This window comes from Pseudomonas sp. IT-P258 (assembly GCF_949767825.1).
Classification (GTDB): Bacteria; Pseudomonadota; Gammaproteobacteria; order Pseudomonadales; family Pseudomonadaceae; genus Aquipseudomonas; species Aquipseudomonas monachiensis.
Genome location: NZ_CATKPU010000087.1, coordinates 51,335 through 75,211, shown reverse-complemented (window position 1 = coordinate 75,211; position 23,877 = coordinate 51,335). Strand labels below are relative to the sequence as shown.

General features: G+C 62.5%; 24 protein-coding genes. 10 read left to right on the top strand and 14 right to left on the bottom strand.

Annotated elements, in window-relative coordinates:
* Window positions 1–118 precede the first annotated feature (118 nt).
* A complete protein-coding gene (locus tag ACM6G4_RS24780; protein ID WP_414914804.1) occupies window positions 119–2,002 on the top strand; it encodes a TonB-dependent receptor domain-containing protein in 1,884 nt (627 codons plus the stop codon).
* Window positions 2,003–2,151: 149 nt separating this feature from the next.
* Here the strand turns inward: ACM6G4_RS24780 and ACM6G4_RS24775 are convergent, their stop codons facing one another.
* The 11 genes from ACM6G4_RS24775 to nrdR form a co-directional block, all read right to left on the bottom strand.
* Window positions 2,152–2,952: a cobalamin-binding protein gene (locus ACM6G4_RS24775; protein WP_414914803.1), complete on the bottom strand. Its 801-nt coding sequence runs from the start codon at window positions 2,950–2,952 to the stop codon at window positions 2,152–2,154.
* Window positions 2,952–3,371 (bottom strand): hypothetical protein, encoded by a 420-nt coding sequence (locus tag ACM6G4_RS24770; RefSeq protein ID WP_056728924.1) that lies wholly within the window; start codon window positions 3,369–3,371, stop codon window positions 2,952–2,954. The genes ACM6G4_RS24775 and ACM6G4_RS24770 overlap by 1 nt, the downstream gene beginning before the upstream one ends.
* Window positions 3,368–3,985 (bottom strand): GTP cyclohydrolase II, encoded by a 618-nt coding sequence (gene ribA / locus ACM6G4_RS24765; RefSeq protein ID WP_056728926.1) that lies wholly within the window; start codon window positions 3,983–3,985, stop codon window positions 3,368–3,370. Before ribA ends, ACM6G4_RS24770 begins: the two co-directional genes overlap by 4 nt.
* Window positions 3,986–4,221: 236 nt before the next feature.
* Window positions 4,222–4,725: a phosphatidylglycerophosphatase A gene (locus ACM6G4_RS24760; RefSeq protein ID WP_007970166.1), complete on the bottom strand. Its 504-nt coding sequence runs from the start codon at window positions 4,723–4,725 to the stop codon at window positions 4,222–4,224.
* A complete protein-coding gene (gene thiL / locus ACM6G4_RS24755; protein WP_414914802.1) occupies window positions 4,722–5,687 on the bottom strand; it encodes a thiamine-phosphate kinase in 966 nt (321 codons plus the stop codon). The genes ACM6G4_RS24760 and thiL overlap by 4 nt, the downstream gene beginning before the upstream one ends.
* A gap of 28 nt (window positions 5,688–5,715) precedes the next feature.
* Complete coding sequence (gene nusB / locus ACM6G4_RS24750; RefSeq protein ID WP_056728930.1) at window positions 5,716–6,216, bottom strand: transcription antitermination factor NusB; 501 nt, start codon at window positions 6,214–6,216, stop codon at window positions 5,716–5,718.
* A complete protein-coding gene (gene ribE, locus ACM6G4_RS24745) occupies window positions 6,213–6,689 on the bottom strand; it encodes a 6,7-dimethyl-8-ribityllumazine synthase (protein ID WP_003228649.1) in 477 nt (158 codons plus the stop codon). Before ribE ends, nusB begins: the two co-directional genes overlap by 4 nt.
* 91 nt (window positions 6,690–6,780) lie before the next feature.
* Window positions 6,781–7,872 (bottom strand): bifunctional 3,4-dihydroxy-2-butanone-4-phosphate synthase/GTP cyclohydrolase II, encoded by a 1,092-nt coding sequence (ribBA, locus tag ACM6G4_RS24740; RefSeq protein WP_007984459.1) that lies wholly within the window; start codon window positions 7,870–7,872, stop codon window positions 6,781–6,783.
* Window positions 7,873–7,902: 30 nt separating this feature from the next.
* On the bottom strand, window positions 7,903–8,568 hold the full coding sequence (locus ACM6G4_RS24735; protein WP_046815884.1) for a riboflavin synthase: 666 nt from the start codon (window positions 8,566–8,568) through the stop codon (window positions 7,903–7,905).
* A gap of 47 nt (window positions 8,569–8,615) precedes the next feature.
* Window positions 8,616–9,749 (bottom strand): bifunctional diaminohydroxyphosphoribosylaminopyrimidine deaminase/5-amino-6-(5-phosphoribosylamino)uracil reductase RibD, encoded by a 1,134-nt coding sequence (gene ribD / locus ACM6G4_RS24730; RefSeq protein WP_414914801.1) that lies wholly within the window; start codon window positions 9,747–9,749, stop codon window positions 8,616–8,618.
* Window positions 9,746–10,210 carry a transcriptional regulator NrdR gene (gene nrdR, locus ACM6G4_RS24725; RefSeq protein ID WP_003228656.1) on the bottom strand — a complete coding sequence of 155 codons (465 nt, stop codon included), beginning with the start codon at window positions 10,208–10,210 and terminating at the stop codon, window positions 9,746–9,748. Before nrdR ends, ribD begins: the two co-directional genes overlap by 4 nt.
* Before the next feature lie 127 nt (window positions 10,211–10,337).
* Here nrdR and ACM6G4_RS24720 point away from each other — a divergent pair, with 127 nt between their 5' ends.
* The 3 genes from ACM6G4_RS24720 (at window position 10,338) to trxA (ending at window position 12,457) form a co-directional block, all read left to right on the top strand.
* The gene (locus ACM6G4_RS24720; protein WP_056728934.1) at window positions 10,338–10,802 is read left to right on the top strand and encodes a YbaY family lipoprotein; all 465 of its coding nucleotides are present in this window, start codon (window positions 10,338–10,340) and stop codon (window positions 10,800–10,802) included.
* A complete protein-coding gene (locus ACM6G4_RS24715) occupies window positions 10,799–11,458 on the top strand; it encodes a class I SAM-dependent methyltransferase (protein ID WP_414914800.1) in 660 nt (219 codons plus the stop codon). The genes ACM6G4_RS24720 and ACM6G4_RS24715 overlap by 4 nt, the downstream gene beginning before the upstream one ends.
* Before the next feature lie 126 nt (window positions 11,459–11,584).
* On the top strand, window positions 11,585–12,457 hold the full coding sequence (gene trxA, locus ACM6G4_RS24710; RefSeq protein WP_414914799.1) for a thioredoxin: 873 nt from the start codon (window positions 11,585–11,587) through the stop codon (window positions 12,455–12,457).
* A gap of 89 nt (window positions 12,458–12,546) precedes the next feature.
* On the opposite strand, the gene ACM6G4_RS24705 is transcribed toward trxA, so the two are convergent.
* On the bottom strand, window positions 12,547–12,888 hold the full coding sequence (locus ACM6G4_RS24705) for a hypothetical protein (RefSeq protein ID WP_056728938.1): 342 nt from the start codon (window positions 12,886–12,888) through the stop codon (window positions 12,547–12,549).
* A gap of 135 nt (window positions 12,889–13,023) precedes the next feature.
* On the opposite strand from ACM6G4_RS24705, the gene ACM6G4_RS24700 reads away from it, so the two are divergent.
* From ACM6G4_RS24700 to ACM6G4_RS24680, 5 genes are all read left to right on the top strand, one after another.
* Window positions 13,024–13,614: a DUF2796 domain-containing protein gene (locus tag ACM6G4_RS24700; protein WP_414914798.1), complete on the top strand. Its 591-nt coding sequence runs from the start codon at window positions 13,024–13,026 to the stop codon at window positions 13,612–13,614.
* A 130-nt stretch (window positions 13,615–13,744) separates the two neighbouring features.
* The gene (locus tag ACM6G4_RS24695; protein ID WP_056728942.1) at window positions 13,745–14,455 is read left to right on the top strand and encodes an ABC transporter ATP-binding protein; all 711 of its coding nucleotides are present in this window, start codon (window positions 13,745–13,747) and stop codon (window positions 14,453–14,455) included.
* Between the two features lies 1 nt (window position 14,456).
* Window positions 14,457–15,722, top strand: a complete 1,266-nt coding sequence (locus tag ACM6G4_RS24690) for an ABC transporter permease (RefSeq protein ID WP_414914797.1) — start codon at window positions 14,457–14,459, stop codon at window positions 15,720–15,722.
* Window positions 15,723–15,733: 11 nt separating this feature from the next.
* Complete coding sequence (locus tag ACM6G4_RS24685) at window positions 15,734–16,252, top strand: DUF3299 domain-containing protein (RefSeq protein ID WP_414914796.1); 519 nt, start codon at window positions 15,734–15,736, stop codon at window positions 16,250–16,252.
* 262 nt (window positions 16,253–16,514) lie between these two features.
* Window positions 16,515–17,213 (top strand): OmpW/AlkL family protein, encoded by a 699-nt coding sequence (locus ACM6G4_RS24680; protein ID WP_056728947.1) that lies wholly within the window; start codon window positions 16,515–16,517, stop codon window positions 17,211–17,213.
* Between the two features lie 263 nt (window positions 17,214–17,476).
* Here ACM6G4_RS24680 and ACM6G4_RS24675 read toward each other — a convergent pair whose 3' ends face one another.
* A complete protein-coding gene (locus ACM6G4_RS24675; protein ID WP_414914795.1) occupies window positions 17,477–18,406 on the bottom strand; it encodes an NAD-dependent epimerase/dehydratase family protein in 930 nt (309 codons plus the stop codon).
* Window positions 18,399–19,283, bottom strand: a complete 885-nt coding sequence (locus ACM6G4_RS24670) for a sugar nucleotide-binding protein (RefSeq protein WP_008053852.1) — start codon at window positions 19,281–19,283, stop codon at window positions 18,399–18,401. The genes ACM6G4_RS24675 and ACM6G4_RS24670 overlap by 8 nt, the downstream gene beginning before the upstream one ends.
* Window positions 19,284–19,536: 253 nt before the next feature.
* On the opposite strand from ACM6G4_RS24670, the gene ACM6G4_RS24665 reads away from it, so the two are divergent.
* On the top strand, window positions 19,537–23,844 hold the full coding sequence (locus ACM6G4_RS24665) for a DEAD/DEAH box helicase (RefSeq protein ID WP_414914794.1): 4,308 nt from the start codon (window positions 19,537–19,539) through the stop codon (window positions 23,842–23,844).
* Window positions 23,845–23,877: the final 33 nt, after the last annotated feature.

The following is a 23,877-nucleotide window of genomic DNA, read 5'->3' as shown; positions in this document are numbered from 1 at the left end:
GCGATCTTTTGATCCTGGCCTTCGACAACTCCATATCTGAAAAAATCAAAATCAAAAGATCGCAGCCTTCGGCAGCTCCTACGGAGAGTTGCGTCGCATCTGAAATCTCGGATACTCCATGAAACTCTCTCCCTTCGCCCTGACGCTGACCCTGCTGCCGGCCGGTCAATTGCTGGCCGACGCCTTCGAACGCGACCAGGCCCTGAAGCTGCCCGACGTGTTGATCAGCGCCAACCGCCAGGTCGAAGCGCGCAACGACAGCAGCGCCGCCAACACCGTATTCACCCGCGAAGACATCGATCGCCTGCAACCCTATAGCGTCACTGACCTGTTGCGTCGGGTGCCGGGCGTGCAAGTCTCGCAGTCCGGCGGGCGCGGCAGCATTCCGGGTGTCTACATCCGTGGCACCCAGTCGGCCCAGAGCCTGGTGTTGGTGGATGGCCAGCGCATCGGCAGTTCGACCTCCGGCGACAGCAACCTGCAACACATCAATATCGAGCAGGTCGAGCGCGTGGAAGTGCTGCGCGGCTCCCGCTCGGTGATTTATGGCAGCGATGCGATTGGCGGGGTGATCCAGATCTTCACCCGCCGTGGTGGCGAGCAAGGCCTGCAACCTCGATTGCACATGGGATTTGGCAGCAACCAGACCTGGGAGCGCAGTCTCGGTTTGTCCGGCGGTGATGAGCAAACCCGCTTCAACCTCGGCGCCAGCCTCGACGAAACCGCCGGCATCAATCGCACCCATGAGTCGTATCCCAGTGATGGCGACCATGACGAATATCGCAACAAGTCGCTCAGCCTGAGCCTGAGTCACGCCCTGACGCAAGACATCGAAGTCGGCGCCAACCTGCTGGATAACCGTGGCAAGAGCGAGTTCGACAACCCGTTCGGTCGCTTCGACATGAATACGTTCGAATCGGTCCAGCAACAGCCCTACAGCGACTTCGACGTGAGCAGCGTCAGCAGCTATGTCGATGCACGGATCAACGATCTCTGGAAAACCCGCGTTGATGTCGGCCACAGTGAAAACCGCGAGAAGACCCTCGACAAGCTCAGCGATGAGCGCACCGTGTTCAACACCTATCGCGACTCGGTGACCTGGCAAAACGACCTGACGCTCAATGAGCGCAACAGCCTGATGCTCGGCGGCGACTGGTACGAAGACCGGATCAATAGCACCACGGCATTCGACGAAGACAGCCGCTGGAACCGCGCCGCGTTTATCCAGCATCGCTATCAGGCAGACAGTTTTTCCACGGAGTTGGGCCTGCGCCACGACGATAACCAGCAGTTCGGCAGCCAGAACACCTGGAGCGGCACCTTCACCCTGCCGCTGAACCCGGACAACGAAGTGCTGCTGACCTACAGCGAAGGCTTCCGCGCGCCGACCTTCAACGACCTGTATTACCCTGACTTCAGCAACCCCGACCTGAAGCCTGAAACCTCGAAAAGCTATGAGCTGCAATGGCGTAGCCAATTGACCGAGGACAGTCGCCTGGAGACGTCGCTGTATCGCACCGACCTTGAAGACGCGATCATTTTCGGCAGCAACTCGCGCCCCGAGAACGTTGCCTCGGCACGGATCAACGGCTTCGAAGCAGCGCTGAAACAGGAACTGTTCGGCTGGCAGAGCAACCTTGGCGTGGCGATTATCGACCCACGAGATCGTGACACGGGTCACACCCTGGCCCGTCGCGCGCGCCGCACCTTGAGTTGGGATCTGGACCGTCAGTTCGATCGCCTGGGCCTTGGCGCCAGTTGGCAAGCGGTCAGCAGCAGCTATGACGACCTGAACAATCAACAGCCATTGGGCGGTTATGCCTTGTTGGGACTGCGCAGCAGTTGGGAGCTCAATCGTGAAATCCGGCTGGAGCTGAAGGTCGACAACCTGCTGGACAAGGGTTACAGCCGGGCGCTGTACAGCTTCCAAGGGAGCCAGTACGGGTATCGCGAGGAAGGTCGGGCGTGGATGTTCGGGGTAACCTGGACGCCGGAGATCTGAGGCTGACGCAAATCATTGTGGCGAGGGAGCTTGCTCCCGCTCGACTGCGCAGCAGTCGCAATCAAAGCTGACAGGGCAATCAGACAAATTGCAGTGTTGGTTTTTAGGGCTGCTTCGCAGCCCAGCGGGAGCAAGCTCCCTCGCCACAGTTACAAATTCGGCGCGATCAACTGGCACAGTTTTGCAGTTGCCTCAATCATCTGCCCGCTCGGCCGCTCCAGGCCCTTGTCCGTCACCAGTCGCAATTGCCCTTGTGCCACGGCCGCCACCTGCGGCCAGGCTTTCCACGCATCGAGCTGCGCCTGATCGCTGGCCAGGATTACCTCGGGATTGCGCTGCAACACGGCTTCCACGCTGACTTGCGGTGCCGGCAGCTTCAGGTCATCAAATACGTTTTGCGCACCGCAGACCTCCAGCGCATCGCTGATGATCTGCTCGCCGCCAACCGTATACAGCGGCCGATCCCAGACCTGATAGAACACTCGCAACGGCTTGTCCCGGCGATAGCGCTGACGCAATTCATCCAGCCGCTGGCGTAAATCGCCGGCCAATGAAGTTCCGCGCTCAGGCCGACCGAGCTGAGCGGCAATGGCCTCGATCTGTGCGGCGAGCTGGTTCAGGCTGTGGGGTTCGGCGACGTAGGTGGGCATATTCAGTCGCTTGAGCTGGTCACGCTGGGCCGGGCCGACGCTACCGGGCCATAGCAGCAACAGATCGGGTTTCAGGCTGAGCAGGCGCTCCATGTCCAGCTGGCCATAGCGGCCAACGGAGGGCAGGTTCTTGAGTTCTGCAGGTCGTTCACCGGCATCCAGCACCCCTACCAGGAGGTCGGCGGAACCCAGTTCAACGACGATTTCAGAGAGCGACGGGGCGAGGCTGACAACCCGTTCGACCGAGAATGCCGAGCCGCTGGCGGCCAGCAGCAACACCGCCAGCCAGAGCGCGCGCATCAACCGAGTTGACGCGGAATACGGTAAAGATAGAACAGCACGGCGGTCGACAGGGCCAGCAGCATCAGCGGCACGGCTTCGAGACCGACGAACACCGCCAGGGCACCGATCCAGGCCGGCAGCCCGGCGGCCAGGAATGCCGTGCGCCGCTTGGCCGCCAGACTGATCCAGGCGCCAGGTTCTTCAGGGGTATCGAGGGCTTTCTGGGTGGCGATAAGCGCGTGTTTGTAGGCACCGAAAAATTTCAGGCTGACAAACATCGAGGCGACTCCGGCGATGAACAACGGCATCGCCAGCACCGGCAGAATCGCTTCGCTCTGACCGAATACCGCGTTGATCACAAACAGCGGCAACAAGGCCAGCGCCAGGTATTGCCACCAGTTGAAGGACAATCGCCGCCGCACCTGACCGCGGGTCACGCCCGATCTACCTCGCCCTGATGCTCATTGCCCATCATGTGGTCGAGCTTGCTGGCCTTGGTCGCCAGGTAGAGTCGGTTATGCGGATTGTGGCCGGTGTGCAGCGGCACGCGCTCGGCGACCACGATACCCATGTCGGTCAAGGCCTTGACCTTGCGCGGGTTGTTGGTCATCAGGCGCAAGGACTTCACGCCCAGGTGCTCCAACATCGGCAGGCACATGGCGTAGTCACGCTGGTCGGCGGCAAAGCCCAGGCGTTCGTTGGCTTCGACGGTATCGGCGCCACCGTCCTGCAACTCATAGGCTCGGATCTTGTTGAGCAGGCCAATGCCCCGGCCTTCCTGGCGCAGGTAGAGCAAGACGCCACGACCTTCGCGGGCGATGGCCTGCAAGGCGGCCTCCAGTTGCGACCCGCAGTCGCAGCGCTGGCTGAACAAGGCATCGCCCGTCAGGCATTCGGAGTGCAACCGGCCGAGTACCGGGGCACCGTCGGCAATCTCACCCAGGCTCAGCACAACGTGCTCGCGGCCGGTGGCTTCATCGAGAAAGCCATGCATGGTGAATTGCGCAAAAGGCGTTGGCAGCTTGGAAGCGGCGACAAAAACGACAGGCACCGGTGTGCTCCTGATCTAAAAGTCTGAAGATTCGCAGAGCCGGCATTGTAACAGCAGGTTCCGGAGGACGCTTAGGCTGAATTATCGGCGATAACTATCAAAATGTTTGATATACACCGCACCACAATCAATGTGGGAGCGGCGCACCGCCGCTCCCACAATGGATACATCATCTACCTTAAGAACCGTGTCAGTTCGAATCAACAGCTCTCATGATCAACGCCTGGAATCCCCGGTCAGGCGAAAAACCACACCAGTCCCTGCATCGCCAACCAGGCGAACACCCCGGCCAGGACATCATCGAGCATGATGCCGACGCCGCCATGTACGTGCCGGTCAATCCAGCGAATCGGCCATGGCTTGAGGATGTCGAAGAAGCGGAACATCAGGAAACCCGCCAGCAACCACTGCCAGCCTTCCGGCACCAGCCACAGGGTGATCCACATCCCGACCATTTCGTCCCAGACGATGCCTTCATGGTCGTGTACCCGCAAATCGTCGGCCACTTTGCCGCACAGCCAGAAGCCGAACAGCATGGTGATGCCCAGCATCAGCCAGTAACCCCAGTCGGGCAGCATCTGCCACAACGGGATAAAGGGCAGCGCAACCAACGACCCCCAAGTGCCGGGCGCCTTTGGCAAGGTGCCCGAGCCAAAGCCGAACGCCAGGAAATGCCATGGATTGCGCCAGACCGACGGCGGTACGAACTCCGCCGGGACCTGTTTGGGATGATCTGTCACGGTGACTCCCGAAAATGTTGATAACCCCGGGATTGCGGGGTGATGTCTTTGCCATCGGCGTCCAGCAGCCTCACGCCCTGCCCTGTCACAACCTGGCCAATTACATGGATCGGCCAGCCATCGGCCAGTAATAGCGGCAACTCGACGGGCGGCAAGGTGAAGGCCAGGACGTAATCGTCGCCGCCGCTCAGGGCTGCAACCTGTGCGTCCGACTGACCGAGAAAGTCGACCAGACTCTGCGACAGCGGCAATCGATCCCGCTCGACTTCGATTCCGACCTTCGACGCCAGCGCGATATGCCCGCAATCCGCGAGCAGGCCGTCGGAGATATCCATTGCCGAAGTGGCCTTGCCCCGTAGCGCCTGACCCAAACCGAGCTGCGGTTGCGGCGACCAGTAATGCGCCAGCAATGGCTCGGCAATGCGCGCTTCGGCTGTGCGCTGGCCGAGCACCAAGGGCAAGGCACCGGCGGCATTGCCCAGGTTGCCGCCGACACACAGCAGGTCGCCCGGTTGCGCTCCACTGCGGGTCAGCGCCAGGCCGGCCGGCACGCGTCCGAACACGGTCATGGTCAGGCTCAGCGGCCCGCGGGTCGTGTCGCCCCCCACCAGCGCCACGCCGCAGCTTTGCGCCATCTGGTTCAAACCACGGGCATAGGCTTGCAGCCAATCGGCGGTCACCGTCGGCAAAGTCAGGGCAAGGGTAAAGGCAACCGGGGTGGCGCCCATGGCGGCCAGGTCGCTGACGGCCACGGCCAGCGAGCGCTGACCGAGCAGAAACGGATCGCAGGGATCGGCGAAATGCACGCCGGCCACCAACGTATCGGTAGAGATCGCGATCTGCTCCCCGGAGGGAACAGCCAGCAAGGCGCAGTCATCGCCGATCCCGAGGGCAACGCCTTCGCCGCCCTGCGCACAAGGCGCGGCGGCGAAGAAATTGCGGATCAGCTCAAACTCGCCCATGGCTTCGTGTCGACATTCCAAGCGCCGATCAGCGCTTGAACGCCTTCACTTCAGCTTCACGCAGACGCGGGGCCAGCTTGTCGAGCACACCGTTGACGAACTTGTGGCCGTCGGTGGAACCGAAGACCTTGGCCAGTTCGATACCCTCGTTGATCACAACGCGGTACGGCACGTCGACGCGCTTGAGCAGCTCCCAGGTGGACAGACGCAGAACCGCCAGTTCAACCGGGTCCAGCTCATCGATGGTCAAGTCCAGGCAAGGCGTGAGCGCGGTGTCGATTTCGGTCTTGAACTGCGGAACCCCGTGCAGGATTTCGCGGAAGTACGCGCCGTCGACATCACTGAAATCGTTATCGACCCGGAACTGCGCTTCGATCTCGTTCAGCGACTGCTTGGCCATGTGCCATTGGTACAGCGCCTGAGTCGCGAGCTGACGGGCTTCGCGACGCTTGACGCTTTTCGATGGCTTGCCGGCATCCGCAGGCTTTGGATCGCGCGGGTTGAAACGATCGCTTTCGTCGCTAATCACTTGGCCTCCAACTGCGCCAGCAGGCTGACCATTTCCAGAGCGGACAGGGCAGCTTCAGCACCTTTGTTGCCGGCCTTGGTGCCGGAACGTTCAATGGCTTGCTCGATGGAATCAACGGTCAGGACGCCGAAAGCGACCGGTACGCCGAACTCCATGGACACCTGGGCCAGGCCCTTGGTGCACTCGCCAGCCACGTATTCGAAGTGCGGGGTGCCGCCACGAATGACCGCGCCCAGGGCGATGATTGCCGCGAATTCGCCTTTCTGGGCGACTTTCTGCGCAACCAGCGGGATTTCGAAGGCGCCAGGTGCGCGGATGATGGTGATGTCGCTTTCGCTCACGCCGTGGCGAACCAGGGCATCAACTGCACCGCTGACCAGGCTTTCAACGACGAAGCTGTTGAAACGGCCCACTACCAGAGCGTAGCGGCCTTTAGGGGCGATGAAGGTACCTTCGATGGTCTTCAGGGTCATTCGATAGATCTCTTAAAGAGCCGGGACGCGTCTCGTACGCGTCCCTCGGTGATATTTGAACCGCGAATTCAAGGCCGGAAACAACCGGTCATTATTCGGAGGGCACGTATTCTACAACTTCCAGATCGAAACCGGATATCGCATTAAATTTCATGGGTGCCGACATCAGGCGCATTTTGCGTACGCCAAGGTCACGCAGGATCTGCGAACCGGCACCGACAGTGCTGTAGGTGGTCGGTTTTTTCACCGCTGCGTGATCGGCGGTTTCGCGGATATGCGCGAGCAACACGTCGCCATCGAGCGGGTGACCGAGCAACAGCACCACGCCGCTGCCAGCCTCGGCAACCGTGGCCATGGCGGCGCGCAGGCTCCAGCGGCCGGGTTGCTTGACCATCAGCAGGTCACGCAGCGGGTCCATGTTGTGCACGCGAACCAGGGTTGGTTCTTCGGCACATACGTTGCCCAGGGTCAGCGCCATGTGCACGTCGCCTTCCACCGAATCACGATAGGTCACCAGGTTGAATTGGCCCAGTTCGCTGTCCAGTGGCTGCTCGGCAATCCGCTGAACGGTACGTTCGTGGATCATCCGGTAGTGAATCAGGTCGGCGATGGTGCCGATCTTGATGTCGTGTTCAGCGGCAAAAGCTTCCAGCTCGGCGCGACGGGACATGGTGCCGTCGTCGTTCATCACTTCGCAGATCACGCCGCTCGGCTCGAAACCGGCCATGCGCGCCAGATCGCACGCCGCTTCGGTGTGGCCGGCACGGGCCAGGGTACCGCCGGCCTGAGCCATCAGCGGGAAGATGTGGCCCGGGCTGACGATGTCTTCAGCCTTGGCATCACGGGCAGCGGCAGCCTGCACGGTACGCGCACGGTCGGCGGCCGAGATGCCGGTGGTCACGCCGGTGGCCGCTTCGATCGATACGGTGAACTTGGTGCCGAAACCGGAACCGTTGCGCGGCGCCATCAATGGCAGCTTGAGCAGTTCGCAACGCTCGCGGCTCATCGGCATGCAGATCAGGCCACGGGCATGCTTGGCCATGAAGTTGATGTGCTCGGGCTTGCAGCACTCGGCGGCCATGATCAGGTCGCCTTCGTTCTCGCGGTCTTCGTCATCCATGAGGATGACCATCTTGCCTTGGCGGATGTCTTCAACCAGTTCTTCGATGCTATTGAGCGCCACAAGGCACCCCCCTTCTTTCGAAATTAGAGCTCAGGATTTGAGGTAGCCGTTTTGGGCCAGAAAGCTTTCGGTAATGGTGCTGCCGGCAGTCGGCTCTGCGGCCTTGTCGCCCAAAAGCAGGCGCTCCAGGTAACGGGCCAGCAAGTCCACCTCCAGGTTCACCCGGCGGCCTGGCTGATACGACGCCATGATGGTTTCGCTCAGGGTGTGGGGAATAATGGTCAGCAGGAACTCGGCGCCATCGACTGCGTTCACGGTCAGGCTGGTGCCGTCGACGGTGATCGAGCCTTTATGGGCGATGTACTTGGCCAGGTCCTTCGGCGCGCGGATGCGGAATTCCACGGCGCGCGCGTTCTCGGTACGGGCAACCACTTCGCCCACGCCGTCGACGTGACCGCTGACCAGATGCCCGCCGAGGCGAGTGGTCGGGGTCAGGGCTTTTTCCAGATTGACCGGGCTGCCGCTTTTCAGGTCGTTCATGGCGGTGCAGTCGAGGGTTTCGCGACTGACGTCCGCCGCAAAGCCATTGCCCGGCAATTCCACGGCCGTCAGGCACACGCCGTTGACCGCGATGCTGTCGCCCAGTTTGACGTCGCTCAGGTCGAGCTTGCCGGTTTCGACGTGAACCCGCACATCACCGCCCTTTGGGGTCAATGCACGAATACTGCCGATGGATTCGATGATGCCGGTAAACATGAGGTTCTCCTCGAGAACAAAGCCAGCGCTATAGCGATGGCCGGAAATTATACGCTCGCTGCTGGCGTAGGAATGGCAATGACTCGCCAGTCATCGCCCACCGCGCGAATTTCGATGATTTTAAGCTCGGGCGCATCCTTCATTTGCGCGAGCGGCCAGTCCAGCAGCGGCCGCGCCGAGGAACCCAGGAACTTGCCGGCAATAAAAATCTGGAACTCGTCCACCAGACCGAGCTGGGCAAAGGCACCCGCCAGACGCGGGCCGGCCTCGACCAGCACCTCGTTGGCACCACGGGCGGCGAGCTCAACCAGCAGCTGGCGCAGATCGACCTGGCCATCGTAGCCCGGCACGATCAGGCATTCCGGACCGTTGGCGTATTGCTCTTCCACCGCCACGCAGGTGGCGACCAGCGCTGGGCCAGCCTTGAAGAACGGCGCATCCAGCGGCACCCGCAGGCGCCCGTCGACCAACACCCGCAGCGGTGGACGGCTCATGGCCAGTGCCGTTTGCCTGGCATCCAGACCCAACTCATCGGCACGCACGGTCAAACGAGCACTGTCCGCCAGCACCGTATCGGCACCGGTCAGCACCACACTCGCCTGGGCACGTAGCCGTTGTACCGCCGAACGCGCTGCCGGGCCGGTGATCCACTGGCTTTCGCCGCTTTCCATCGCCGTGCGCCCGTCCAGGCTCATGGCCAGCTTGACCCGCACGAACGGCAAGCCGTGTTCCATGCGTTTCAGAAAGCCTTGATTAAGCTTGCGCGCCTCGCCTTCCAGCACACCGCTTTCAGTGGCGATACCGGCTTGGGCCAGGCGTTGCAGACCGCGACCGGCGACTTCCGGATTCGGGTCCTGCATCGCTGCGACCACGCGGGCCACACCGGCATTGACCAGTGCATCGGCGCAAGGCGGTGTGCGGCCGTGGTGGCTGCAAGGCTCAAGCGTCACGTATGCGGTGGCGCCACGAGCTTGCTCACCGGCCGCGCGCAAGGCGTGGACTTCAGCGTGGGGCTCGCCGGCGCGCTCGTGCCAGCCTTCGCCGACAATCTGCCCGCCCTGCACGATCACGCAACCGACACGCGGATTGGGGTGCGTCGTGTAATGTCCCTTGCGCGCCAGTTCCAGGGCACGGGCCATGAAATGGGCGTCGAGGATGGCTTGTTCTGCGGGTGTGGTCATTCTTTCACCGGTTCACGGGCCAGGCGATCGATCTCTTCGCGGAACTCATTGAGATCCTGGAAGCGACGATATACCGAAGCGAAGCGGATATAGGCGACTTCGTCGAGCTTCTGCAGCTCGGCCATCACCAGTTCGCCGACCACGAGGGATTTGACCTCGCGCTCGCCCGTGGCGCGCAGTTTGTGTTTGATGTGCACCAGCGACGACTCGAGGCGCTCGACACTCACCGGGCGCTTCTCCAGCGCGCGCTGCATGCCGGCGCGGAGTTTTTCTTCGTCGAACGGCTGGCGACTGCCGTCGGTTTTGATCAGGCGCGGCAACACCAGTTCAGCCGTCTCGAACGTCGTGAAACGCTCGCCGCAGGCCAGGCATTCACGCCGGCGGCGCACCTGTTCGCCCTCGGCGACCAGACGCGAGTCGATGACCTTGGTGTCGTTGGCACCGCAGAAGGGACAGTGCATGGTGGCAGGCAACAAAAAAAGGGAGGGCCATGGTAGCGCATCCCGGTGGCAAGACAAGCCATAGGGTTTGCGGTATACAGACGGGATGATCACTTGATCCATGGAATTCAGCTTTATGGAGCCACCAATGTCGTTACGTCCGCTCATTTTGCTCAGTGTTTTCAGTCTGCTGGTGGCTTGCGGCAGCGATGCCCCCAAGTCCCAGCCGCCAACGCCAGGCCCGGCGCCGCAGCAAGCGCAGAAGAAAGCCCGGGAGGCGGCTGACCTCGGCCCTCTGCCCGCCTATCAGCGTGAACTGAGCGGTACCCTGCAAGGCGTTCCAGCCGGCGCTGAGGTCGAACTGGCATTGCTGGTGATCGACGATAAGGACCGCCCGCAACAATTGCTCGCCAGTTCCAGCCTGATCGGCAACAACCAGGTGCTGCCATTTCACCTGCGTTTCAATCCGCAATCCTTCCCGTCCGGGGGCCGTGTTGAACTGCGAGGCCGCGCCAGTCAGTCCGGGCAGCTGATCCTGCACTTGCCGTCGCAGCTGATTACCCAGCCGACCACCCAGGCCCTGGGCCAACTGCAATTTGTCAAAGCCCCATGAGTGCACCGCTCGACCTGCAAAAGGCGTTGGGTGAACTGCTCGGTGATGCGCAATTGGTTGCCTGTGAGTTACCAGGGACCGATCTGAAGTTGTGGCTGATCGACGGCGACAACATGGACCGCGCCTTCAGCCCGGAAGAGACCCGGCGCATCCTGCATGAGCCGCCGTACTGGAGCTTCTGCTGGGCCAGCGGTCTGGCCGTGGCCCGCTATCTGGCCGAAAACCGGCATTGGGTCGAAGGCAAGCGCGTGCTGGATTTTGGTGCCGGTTCCGGGGTGGCGGGGATTGCCGCAGCCAAGGCCGGCGCGCTCGAAGTGCTGGCCTGCGACCTTGACCCGCTGGCGATTGCCGCGTGTCGGGCCAATGCCAAGCTCAATGACGTAGAACTCAACTACTCGACAGATTTTTTCGCCGAGGCCGATCGCTTCGACCTGATTCTGGTGGCGGATGTGCTGTACGACCGGGCCAACCTGCCGCTGCTCGACCAGTTCCTCAGCCGCGGCCGAGAGGCGCTGGTGGCGGATTCCCGAGTGCGGGATTTTCGCCATCCGTTGTACCGGCGCATCGAAATGCTTGAAGCCATGACCCTGCCGGATCTGGCCGAGCCCCACGAGTTTCGGCATGTGAGCCTGTACCACGCGCAACGCGCTAGCTAAAAGCTTCGTCGGATCGCCGCCCGGAGCAAGCCCGGTCAGGCAACACACCGCTCACGGCCACCCCGCTTCCGGCCGCCCCCCACCAAGTCGTATAGTTGCCCCATTCACGCTTTTACGAGATTGCCCATGAGTCAGGAAACGCCGTACATCTTCGACGCCACGACTGCCGATTTCGACCAGTCGGTGATCGAGAACTCTTTCCACAAGCCGGTGCTGGTGGATTTCTGGGCCGAATGGTGCGCGCCCTGCAAAGTGCTGATGCCGATGTTGCAGAGCATTGCCGAGAGCTATCAGGGTGAATTGCTGCTGGCCAAGGTCAATTGCGACCTCGAACAAGACATCGTCGCCCGCTTCGGCATCCGCAGCCTGCCGACCGTGGTGCTGTTCAAGGACGGCCAGCCTGTCGACGGCTTTGCCGGTGCCCAGCCGGAATCCGCCGTGCGCGCCCTGCTCGAACCCCACGTGCAGATGCCGCCACCGGCCGCCGCCGATCCGTTCGAACAGGCCCAGGCGCTGTTCGACGACAGTCGCTTTGCCGATGCCGAAGCGCTGCTCAAAGTGATCCTGGGTGAAGACAACACCAACGCCAAGGCACTGATCCTCTACGCCCGCTGCCTGACCGAGCGCGGTGAACTGGGCGAAGCGCAAGCCGTGCTGGATGCGGTCAAGAGCGACGAGCACAAGGCCGCGCTGGCTGGCGCCAAGGCACAGATCAAGTTTCTCGGTCTGGCCAAGGACCTGCCGGATGCCGCCGATCTGAAGGCCCGGCTGGCAAAAGACCCGCTGGACGATGAAGCGGTCTATCAACTGGCGATCCAGCAACTGGCCCGTCAGCAGTACGACGCCGCTCTGGAGGCTTTGCTCAAGCTGTTCACCCGCAACCGCAGCTACAGCGAAGGCCTGCCACACAAGACCTTGCTGCAGGTGTTCGAGTTGCTGGGCAATGATCATCCGTTGGTGAGCACCTACCGCCGCAAGTTGTTTGCCGCCCTCTATTAAAAATCAAAAGATCGCAGCCTGCGGCAGCTCCTACAGAGAATATGTATTCACCCTGTAGGAGCTGCCGCAGGCTGCGATCTTTTTACGGTCTACTCGATCCAGCTGTAGAGCGGCGTATCCCCGCCGCTCACTACCTTCACGTCCGGACTATGGCGCAAACGCACCAGCAGGCGTTTGCCCGCCGCCGCGCTGCCGGTCAGCCCTTCGAGTTGATCAAGCAGGTCCGGCCCGCTGAGCTGCCCTGCCTTGCGCAGCAAATCCCTGGCGATCTGCCACAGCGCATCATCCTGATTCAGTGGTTTCGCCGCTGGCACGCTGACGGCGGATTTTTCCACCTGCAACTGCGCCCCTAGCCGCGCCCAGTCCGCGTCGTCCATCTCCAGGGTCAAATCCACCGGCCAATCGCCGATGCTTCCGCGAATTCGCAACATAGGTCTGCTCCCGCACATTTCTTCCCGGCATGCTCCCATGGGACTTGTGCAACGCCAAGCAGGCAGTCAAACTCTCCGCACTTACGTTATAAGATCACATAACATTTTCTTCATTTTACTTTTCGGAGACTCGTCATGCGCCGTCTGCTTCTCGCCCTGCCGTTTGCCATGTTGCCGCTGGCTGTCGCCCATGCCGCCGACGAACACGATCATGAGCATGGCAGCCTGGCCGCCCACGAACATGGCGTGGGACGCCTGAACGCGGCCCTGGACGGCAAGACCCTGGAGCTGGAGCTGGAAAGCCCGGCCATGAACCTGGTGGGTTTCGAGCACGTCGCCACCAGCGACGCCGACAAAGCCAAGGTCGCCGCCACCCGCGCGCAACTCGAGCAACCACTGGCCCTGTTCAACCTGCCGAAAGCCGCCGGTTGCGTGGTGGAAAACCAGGAACTGGAAAGCCCGCTGTTCGGCGACAAACCCGAGGCCGACGATGATCACGATGAAGACGCCAAGGACGAAGACGGCCACGAACATCATCATGATCACAGCGAAATCCACGCTCGCTATCAGTTCACCTGCGCCACGCCAGATGCATTGAAGACCCTGGACCTGGCGAATATTTTCACCCGCTTCCCGGCCACCCGGAAAATTCAGGTACAACTGATCGGCCCGAGCGGGCAGCAAGGGGTTGAAGTGACGGCCAAGGCTGCTGCGCTGAAATTCTGAATTCACTGAAGCCCCCCTGTAGGAGCTGCGGAGTGAAACGAGGCTGCGATCTTTTGACCTTCAACGATCAAAAGATCGCAGCCTGCGGCAGCTCCTACACAGGTCAATCAACACCCATGAAATCGGCTAAATGACCCAAGCACTCATCGAACTGTCCGACCTGGGCTTCAGTTGGCCCGGTCACCCGCCGCTGCTGGACATCCCGGCGTTTCGCCTGGAGCGCGGCGAAACCCTGTTCCTCAAAGGCCCCAGCGGCAGCGGCAAGACCACCCTGCTCGGCTTGCTCGGCGGCGTGCAAAAGCCTGATCGCGGCAGCATCCGCCTGCTCGGCCAGGAACTGACGCAACTCTCGGCCGGCGCCCGCGACCACTTCCGCGTCGATCACACCGGCTACATCTTCCAGCAGTTCAACCTGCTGCCGTTTCTGTCGGTGCGCGAGAACGTCGAACTGCCCTGCCACTTCTCGAAACTGCGCGCCGAACGGGCGAAACAACGCCACGGCAGCGTCGACAAAGCCGCCGCCACGCTGCTCGCCCACCTGGGTTTGAAGGATGAAAACATCCTCGGTCGCCGCGCCGACTCGCTGTCCATCGGCCAGCAGCAACGGGTCGCCGCCGCCCGCGCACTGATCGGTCAACCGGAACTGGTGATCGCCGATGAGCCGACCTCGGCCCTCGATTACGACGCCCGCGAGAACTTCATTCGCCTGCTGTTCGCCGAGTGCCGCGAAGCCGGGTCGAGCCTGTTGTTCGTCAGCCATGACCAGAGCCTGGCGCCGCTGTTCGACCACAACCTGTCGCTGGCCGAACTCAATCGCGCCGCCACCCCGCCCGAGGTCTGAGATGTATCTGTTTCGTCTAGCCATGGCCAGCCTGGCTAACCGTCGCTTCACCGCGATCCTCACCGCGTTCGCCATTGCCCTGTCGGTGTGCCTGTTGCTGGCTGTGGAGCGCGTGCGCACCGAAGCCAAGGCCAGTTTCGCCAGCACCATCAGCGGCACCGACCTGATCGTCGGCGCCCGCTCCGGCTCGGTGAACCTGTTGCTGTATTCGGTGTTCCGTATCGGCAACGCCACCAACAACATCCGCTGGGACAGCTTCGAACACTTCGCCAGCAACCCGAAAGTGAAGTGGGCGATCCCGATGTCCCTCGGCGACTCCCATCGTGGTTATCGGGTGATGGGGACCACTGAGGCGTACTTCGAACATTACCAGTACGGACGCCAGCAACACCTGCAACTGGCCGATGGCCGGGCTTTTGCCACTGACCCGTTCGAAGTGGTGCTCGGCGCCGAAGTGGCCGATGCACTGCACTACAAACTCGGTGACAAACTGGTGCTGGCCCACGGCGTGGCGGCGATCAGCCTGGTCAAGCACGACGACAAGCCGTTCACCGTGGTCGGCATTCTCAAACGCACCGGCACACCGGTGGACCGCACGCTGCACATCAGCCTCGGTGGCATGGAAGCGATTCACATCGACTGGCATAACGGCGTGCCGGCCCGGGGCGAGGGGCGCATCACCGCCGACCAGGCGCGCAACATGGACCTCACGCCGCAAGCGATCACCGCGTTCATGCTCGGCCTGAACAACAAGATTTCGACCTTTGCCCTGCAACGGGAAATCAACGAGTTCCGTGGTGAGCCGATGCTGGCGATCCTGCCGGGCGTGGCGTTGCAGGAGCTGTGGAGTCTGATGGGCACCGCGGAAAAGGCTTTGTTCGTGGTCTCGCTGTTTGTGGTGCTGACCGGGTTGATCGGCATGCTTACGGCGATTCTCACCAGCCTCAATGAACGCCGCCGGGAGATGGCGATCCTGCGCTCGGTGGGCGCACGCCCCTGGCACATCGCGACGCTGTTGGTGTTGGAAGCCTTTGCCCTGGCGCTGTCGGGCGTGATCGCCGGTGTGGCGTTGTTGTATGCGTGCATCGCGGCGGCCCAGGGCTATGTGCAAGCCAACTACGGTCTGTTCCTGCCGCTGTCCTGGCCGAGCGAATATGAATGGACGCTGCTCGGTGGCATCCTGATCGCCGCGCTGCTGATGGGCAGTGTGCCGGCCTGGCGCGCCTATCGCCAATCCCTGGTCGATGGCCTGTCGATCCGTTTATGAGGACGTTGAAAATGCCCCGCGCCGTACTTGCGCTGTTGATGCTGGTCGCCCTGCCGCTGTGGGCGGCCCAGCCAAAAGACCTGACCTGGTCGGAGATGATCCCGCCCGACGCGCCAAAAGAAGTGCCGAACATGACGCCGCTGCACGATCTTTCGCAGATGAGCAGCACGCTCTCGGCAGAGTCGGCGCCAGCAGCCAAACAGGACATGCCCAACGCCCCGGTGGTCAAGGCCCTCGATGGCCAGAACATTCGCCTGCCGGGTTACATCGTGCCGCTGGAAGTGAGCGAGGAAGGCCGCACCACGGAGTTTCTGCTGGTGCCGTATTTCGGCGCCTGCATCCATGTGCCGCCACCGCCGTCGAACCAGATCGTGCACGTCAAAAGTGAGGTTGGCGTGAAGCTCGACGAGTTGTATCAGCCTTACTGGATCGAAGGCGCGTTGCAGGTCAAGGCGTCCACCAGCGAACTGGCGGATGCCGGATATCAGATGGAGGCGGACAAGATTTACCTGTATGAACTGCCGGAGTGAGTCCGACTGTATTGTGTCAACTGTCTGTCCGCCATCGCGAGCAAGCTCGCTCCCACAGGGTCAAGTGCTGAAACACAAATCTTCAGCACACCACAATTCCTTGTGGGAGCGAGCTTGCTCCGGGCGGCGATCCGACGATGAGGCCATGAAAAACACCACAAAAATCACTCCCACCCCACTTTCATTGAGCTGCATCAAAAGACCGAATAGTTAGCCCGCTTACCATTGGACATCGAACTTTTTAACGTCCTCTGGAGCCCCCATGAACAAGTCCATGCTCAGCGCTTCGCTGGTTGCCCTCGCGCTTGCAGCCCCGCTCGCCCACGCCTTCGAGGCGGGCGACATTCTCCTTCGCGCCGGTGCAATCACCGTCAACCCGGAAGCCGACAGCTCCAGTGTCAAGGTTGATCAAGGCCCGCTGGCGGGTGCCGACCTGGGTGGCAAGGCGACACTGAGCAGCGATACGCAACTGGGCTTGAACTTCGCCTACATGCTCACCAACCACCTGGGCATCGAGCTGCTGGCGGCGACCCCATTTGAACATGATGTAAAAATCAAGGGCACCGCGCTGGCACCCGCCAACGGCAAGCTCGGTAGCATCAAACAGCTGCCGCCGACCTTGAGCCTGGTGTATTACCCGCTGGATCCCAAGTCGGCGTTCCAGCCGTACATCGGCGGTGGCATCAACTACACCTATATCTACGACGAACATGTCGGCAGCCGAGCCCAGTCCGCCGGTTTCAGCAACTTCAAGGCGGATAATTCCTGGGGGCTGGCCTGGCAGGTCGGTGCCGACTACATGCTGACCGACAACGTGATGATTAACGCCCAGGTGCGCTACATCGACATCGATACCACCGCCACTGTGGAAAACAACGCCATTGCACCGGGCACCCGGGCCAAGGTAGACGTTGATGTGGATCCGTTCGTCTACATGGTGGGTCTGGGTTACAAGTTCTAAGCGACACTGCTGGAAGAATGTTCACGTGGTGGTGAACCTGGCTGTTGTGGCGAGGGAGCTTGCTCCCGCTGGGTTGCGAAGCGACCCTAAAACCGACAAAAGCGGTGATTCAAACAAACCGCATTGACTGGATTTACGACTGCTGCGCAGTCGAGCGGGAGCAAGCTCCCTCGCCACAGGAATTGCACAAGTTGTACGTAAATTCCGGCCATGAAAAAGGCGCCTGTAAAAAGGCGCCTTTTTCATGTCCGCATGGAAGCGATCTATCGCCCCAGCAACCGCGCCAGCCCCTCGCGCATCGGGGTCTGCTCAGTGGTACTGAAGCGTTCCAACAGGCGCCGGTTGTTCGCCCGGGAATGACGAATGTCACCGGAGCGCGCCGGGCCGTAGCTCACCGGTGGCAGCTTGCCGACCACCGCTTCGAGCGCTTCGAGCATTTGCTTGAGGGTCGTCGCCTGGTTCCAGCCGACGTTGACCGCACCGTCTTCGACCCGGGGCTTCTCGATGGCCTGCACCAGCAAGTCGACCAGATCTTCGACATAGACAAAATCCCGGGTCTGCTCGCCATCGCCGAACACCGTGATCGGCAAGCCCTTCAGCGCGCGCTCGCTGAATATGCTGATTACCCCGGAGTACGGCGAGGACGGATCCTGGCGCGGACCGAAGATGTTGAAGAAGCGGAAAATCACCGGCTCCAGCGCATGTTGGCGGCGGTAGAAGTCGAAGTAATGCTCGCTGGCCAGTTTGTCCACCGCGTAAGGCGTCAACGGCGCCTTGGGCGTGTCTTCGTCAATCGACTCACCTTCGCCGTTGTTGCCATACACCGCCGCGCTCGAAGCAAACAGCACACGCTTGACCCCGGTCTGGCGCATGGCTTCGCAGACGTTCAGCGTGCCGATGAAGTTGCTCTGGTGCGTGCGCACCGGATCGTCTACCGAGGCCTGCACCGAAGCCACGGCCGCCAGGTGCGCCACGGCGCTGCAACCGGCCATCGCCCGGGCAACCAGAGCTGCATCGGCCACGTCGCCAACGATCAGTTCGACCCTGGGATTGTCCAGCGGCAGATTGCTGCGTTTGCCCGTGGACAGGTCATCGAGAATCCGCACCGAGTGGCCCTTGGCAAGCAGCGCGTCAGTCAGGTGAGAACCAATGAAACCGGCACCACCGGTGATCAAAACGGGGCCGTCAGCCATGGCGATAAAACCTGTCCAGTAGACCGGGAAGCGCCGCACGCCAGGCGCGCGGTTTGATTCCAAAGGTGTGCAGAATTTTTTTGCAGGCCAGTACCGCGTGTTGCGGTTCTTCGGCGGCATCCGGACGCGCGGCGTGGGCCTGGGCGGTCGGGGCTTCGATAGCCAGCGGATGCAGGCTGCGGGCTTCGGTCAGGATCGCCTGCCCCAGCGCCAGCGGCGTGGTCGCCTCATGCCCGGCGTAGTGGTAGGTGCCCCACAGCGGCGCGGCGCAATCGAGTTGCTTGAGCACTGAAATGATCACGCGGGCCGCATCGTCGACCGGCGTCGGATTGCCCCGTCGGTCGTCGGCCATCAACAGTTCTTCGGGTTGCTCGGCACGGGCGAGGAAGCGGCCAAGGGCGCCGTCCGGGCTATCGTCCAGCAGCCAGCCGAAACGCAACAGCACGTGCTGGGGGCAGGTAGCGCGCACACTTTGCTCGATCCGCCACAATGCCTGACCCCGCAGACCCAGGGGTACCGGTTCGTCTTTTTCGCTGTAGGCCGTGGCGCGGGAGCCGTCGAACACGCGATAGCTGGAGGGTTGCAGCAGAACGATGTTGTGGTGCTGGCACAGTTCCGCCAGACGCTCGATCGCGCGCTCCTGGCCGGCCAGGCGCGATTCGCTCACTGCCTCGGCCTGAAACCAGTCGAAGTAGTAGGCAAGGTTGATCAATGCATCGGGACGGGTGTCGTCGAGCAGTTGTGTCAGGCTCGCGGCATCCCAGCCGTCTTCGGGCGGGCGGGGGGCGAGGAATCCGATGTCTTCCTCCGCACCAAGGCGAATCAGCGCCTGCCCAAGGGCATTTCCGCCGCCCAGTAACATAAGGCGCATTCGCATAGAGTCAGCAGGCCCAGTCTGATTGAAACGATGGCTTTATCGACACCGCCCCAGGCGATGTCGTTGATAATTGCCGGAATCGTTGCATTTTGCGGGTTTAGTGCGCAACCGTCACCCGTAAAGTGTAGATGTCCGACTTTTGCGTTGCCGCCACTGGCCTCATCGCGAGCAAGCTCGCGATGAGGCCCTGAAGACCAGCGAAGGTCTTGAGCGGTACTTGCAACTTCCCGTCCCCACCCGCATAAATTGCTGCATGAACCTGCCCATCCCCGCAGACAGTGCCCTGAGCGGCTTTCACCCTGCCGTCAGCGCCTGGTTCAACCATACGTTCCCGGCCGTCACCGCCGCCCAGGCCCGGGCGTGGCCGTTGATCCGCCAGCGCCGCTCGACCCTGGTCGCCGCGCCCACCGGTTCCGGCAAGACCCTTACCGCCTTTCTCGCTGTCATCGATGACCTGGTACACCGCGGCCTGGAAAACCCCGAAGGCTTGCCCGACGCCACCCAGGTGGTCTACGTCTCGCCCCTCAAGGCGCTGTCCAACGACATCCAGATCAACCTGCAAAACCCGCTGGCCGGCATTACCGAGCAATTGGGCGTGATGGGCCTGCCGCAACTGCAGATCAGCACTGCCGTGCGCACCGGCGATACACCGCAAAAAGACCGTTCGGCGATGCGCAAAACGGCGCCGCACATTCTGGTGACCACGCCGGAATCCCTGTATGTGCTGCTCGGCTCCGATTCCGGCCGGCAGATGCTCGGCACGGCACGCACGGTGATCGTCGACGAGATCCACGCCATGGCCGCCAGCAAACGCGGCAGCCACCTGGCACTGAGCCTTGAACGCCTGCAAGCACTCTGCCCGGAGCCGCTGCTGCGCATCGGTCTGTCGGCCACGCAAAAGCCCATCGAAGCCGTTTCGCGCTTCCTTGTCGGTGGCGATCGTCCGTGCGAGATCGTCGACATCGGCCACGCCCGCCCCCGCGACCTGGACATCGAAGTGCCGCCCGTGCCGCTATCGGCCGTGATGGCCAACGATGTCTGGGAACTGGTGTACGACCGCCTCGCCGCCCTCGCCCGGGAGCACCGGACCACACTGATTTTCGTCAACACCCGGCGCCTCGCCGAGCGCCTGAGCCGGCACCTGAGCGAGCGCCTGGGCAAGGATGCCGTGGCCGCCCATCACGGCAGCCTGGCCAAGGAATTTCGCCTGGATGCCGAGCAGCGACTCAAGCGCGGCGACCTGCAAGTGCTGATTGCCACGGCATCGCTGGAACTGGGGATAGACATCGGCGACGTCGACCTGGTGTGCCAGATCGCCTCGCCGCGTTCGATTGCCGGGTTTCTGCAACGGGTCGGCCGTTCCGGGCACCAGGTCGGCGGCACGCCCAAGGGCCGTTTGTTCGCCACCACCCGCGACGACCTGATTGAATGTGCCGCGCTGCTCGACTGCGTGCGTCGGGGCGAACTCGATACCTTGCTGATCCCGCGAGCGCCGCTGGACGTGCTGGCGCAGCAGATCATCGCCGAGGTCAGTTGTCAGGAATGGCCGGAGCAAGCGCTGCTGCGCATGCTGCGCCGCGCCTCGCCCTACGCCGCACTCGACGACAAACACTATCAGGCGCTGCTGCACATGCTCGCCGAGGGCTACAACGGCCGTCAGGGCATCCGTAGCGCCTATCTGCATCGCGACGCCGTGAGCCGCACCCTGCGCGGGCGCCGGGGCGCAAAACTGACGGCGGTGACCAGTGGCGGGACCATTCCGGACAACGCCGACTACAGCGTGCTGCTGGAGCCTCAAGGGCTGAACATCGGCACCATCAACGAAGACTTCGCCGTGGAAAGCATTGCCGGGGATATCTTCCAACTGGGCAACACGTCCTATCGGATCCTGCGGGTGGAAACCGGCAAAGTCCGGGTCGAGGATGCCCGGGGCCTGCCGCCGACCATTCCGTTCTGGCTCGGTGAAGCACCGGGGCGCAGCGCCGAATTGTCCGCGGCGGTGGCGCGCTTGCAGGCACAACTCGACGACCTGCTGGGGGCTGCGCCAGGCAACTTGCAGCCAGCGCTCGACTGGCTGACCGAGACCCTGGGCCTGAACGTTGCCAGCGCCGAACAACTGGTGGACTACCTGGCTCGCGCACGGCAAGCACTGGGTGCCCTGCCATCCCAGGACACGCTGCTGATGGAACGCTTTTTCGACGAGTCCGGCGGCACCCAACTGGTCATTCACACGCCGTTCGGCAGCCGCATCAACCGCGCCTGGGGCCTGGCCTTGCGCAAGCGCTTCTGTCGCACCTTCAACTTCGAGCTGCAGGCAGCCGCCAGCGAAGACGCCATCGTGCTGTCGCTGTCCACCAGCCACAGTTTTGAACTGGATGACGTCTGGCGCTACCTGCACAGCAACAGTGCCGAACACATCCTGATTCAAGCCGTGCTCGACGCGCCGCTGTTCGGCGTGCGCTGGCGCTGGAATGCCGGCGTGGCCCTGGCGCTACCGCGCTACAGCGGCGGGCGCAAGGTCCCGCCGCAGATTCAGCGGATGAAAAGCGAAGACCTGATCGCCAGCGTGTTTCCCGATCAGATCGCCTGCGTGGAAAACCTCGCTGGCGAACGGGAGATTCCCGACCATCCGTTGGTGGAACAGACCCTCGACGATTGCCTGCACGAAGCCATGGACACCGAAGGCTGGCTGGCTTTGCTTCGACGCATGGAGCGCGGCGACATTCGCCTGATCAGCCGCGACTTGCCGGCACCCTCGCCGCTGGCGGCGGAGATTCTCAGCGCCCGGCCCTATACCTTTCTCGACGATGCACCACTGGAAGAACGCCGCACCCAAGCGGTGCTCAATCGGCGCTGGAGCGACCCGCAGTCCACCGATGATCTTGGTGCGCTGGACGCCGAGGCGATTGCCGCCGTGCGCGACGAAGCCTGGCCGGCGCCCTCCGGTGTCGATGAAATGCATGAGGCCTTGATGAGCCTGGCGTGCATCACCAATGCCGAGGCCAGCGCCAATCCGCAGTGGCTAGACTGGCTCACAACCCTGGCCGACAGCGGGCGCGCGAGCCGTTTGCAGATCAACGCCGGGCAATCGCTGTGGCTGGCACTGGAACGCCTGACCTGCCTGCGGGCGATTTATCCACAGGCCGAATTGACGCCATCGCTGCAAGCGCTGCCGGACTTCGAGGAGGCCTGGGAACCCGACGACGCCATCCTCGAACTGATCCGTGCACGGCTCAGCGCCTTCGGGCCGCTGGCTCTCGAGCGCATTGCCGAACCGCTCGGTTTGCCCGCTGCGCAGGTCAACCAGGCCCTGGCGCAACTGGAACGCGAAGGTTACGTGCTGCGCGGCCGATTCACCCCGGGCACCGCCCAGGAAGAATGGTGCGAGCGGCATTTGCTGGCGCGGATTCACCGCTATACGGTCAAGCGCCTGCGCCGGGAAATCGAGCCGGTGGCGTTGCAGGATTTCATGCGATTCCTGTTCGACTGGCAGCATGTATCGAGCGCAAGCCAGGGCCAGGGCGCGGCGGTTTTGCCGGCCGTTATTGCGCAATTCGAAGGCTACCCCGCCGCTGCATCAGCCTGGGACAGCGATATCCTGCCAGCGCGAATCAAGGACTACTCGGCGACCTGGCTGGATGAGTTGTGCCGCAGCGGCAGACTGGTATGGACACGCCTGACTGCACACAACAAAAGCGCCAGCACCGCCCTGCGCAGCACGCCGATCGTGTTGCTGCCGCGCAACCAGGTCGGCCTCTGGAGCAGCTTGACCGAACAGACGCCGGTCAGCGAACTGTCGCCGAAAACGCAAAGGGTCCACGCCGCCCTCAGCCAGCATGGCGCGCTGTTTTTCGATGAGCTGATCCATGAGGCCCACCTGCTGCGTTCAGAGCTGGAAATCGCCCTGCAGGAACTGGTGGGCGCGGGGCTGGTGAACGCCGACAGCTTCGCCGGATTGCGCGCCCTGATTACCCCGGCCAGCAAGCGCCAGCCGCGCAACAGTCGGCGTGGACGCGGAGCATTCATCGGTGGCATGGACGACGCCGGACGCTGGGCCCTGTTGCGACGCGCACCTACCGGGCCGATGGTGCAAAACCAGCGGATGTCTGCCGAAACCCTTGAACACATCGCCATGACCTTGCTGCGCCGCTACGGCGTGGTGTTCTGGCGCTTGCTGGAACGCGAGGCGGACTGGTTGCCGAGCTGGCGGGAACTGCTGCGTACCTTCCATCGGCTGGAGGCACGCGGCGAGATTCGCGGCGGGCGGTTTGTCAGTGGCCTGGCGGGCGAGCAATTCGCCCTGCCCGAGGCGATCCCCTTGTTGCGAGAGGTGCGGCGTCGGCCCCATGACGGCAGCCTGGTCGCGGTGTGCGGGGTCGATCCGCTGAACCTCGCCGGCACGCTATTGCCCGGCGCAAAAGTCCCGGCACTGGCGAGCAATCGGCTGGTGTATCGGGACGGGTTGCCGGTGGCTGCCGAGATTGCCGGCAAGCAGCAGTTCTGGGGGGAGTTGGATCAGCTCGGTGGTGCCGAGGTGCGCAACAAACTGATTCGGCATTGAAGTTGTCTGGTCTGGCGCCTTCGCGAGCAAGCC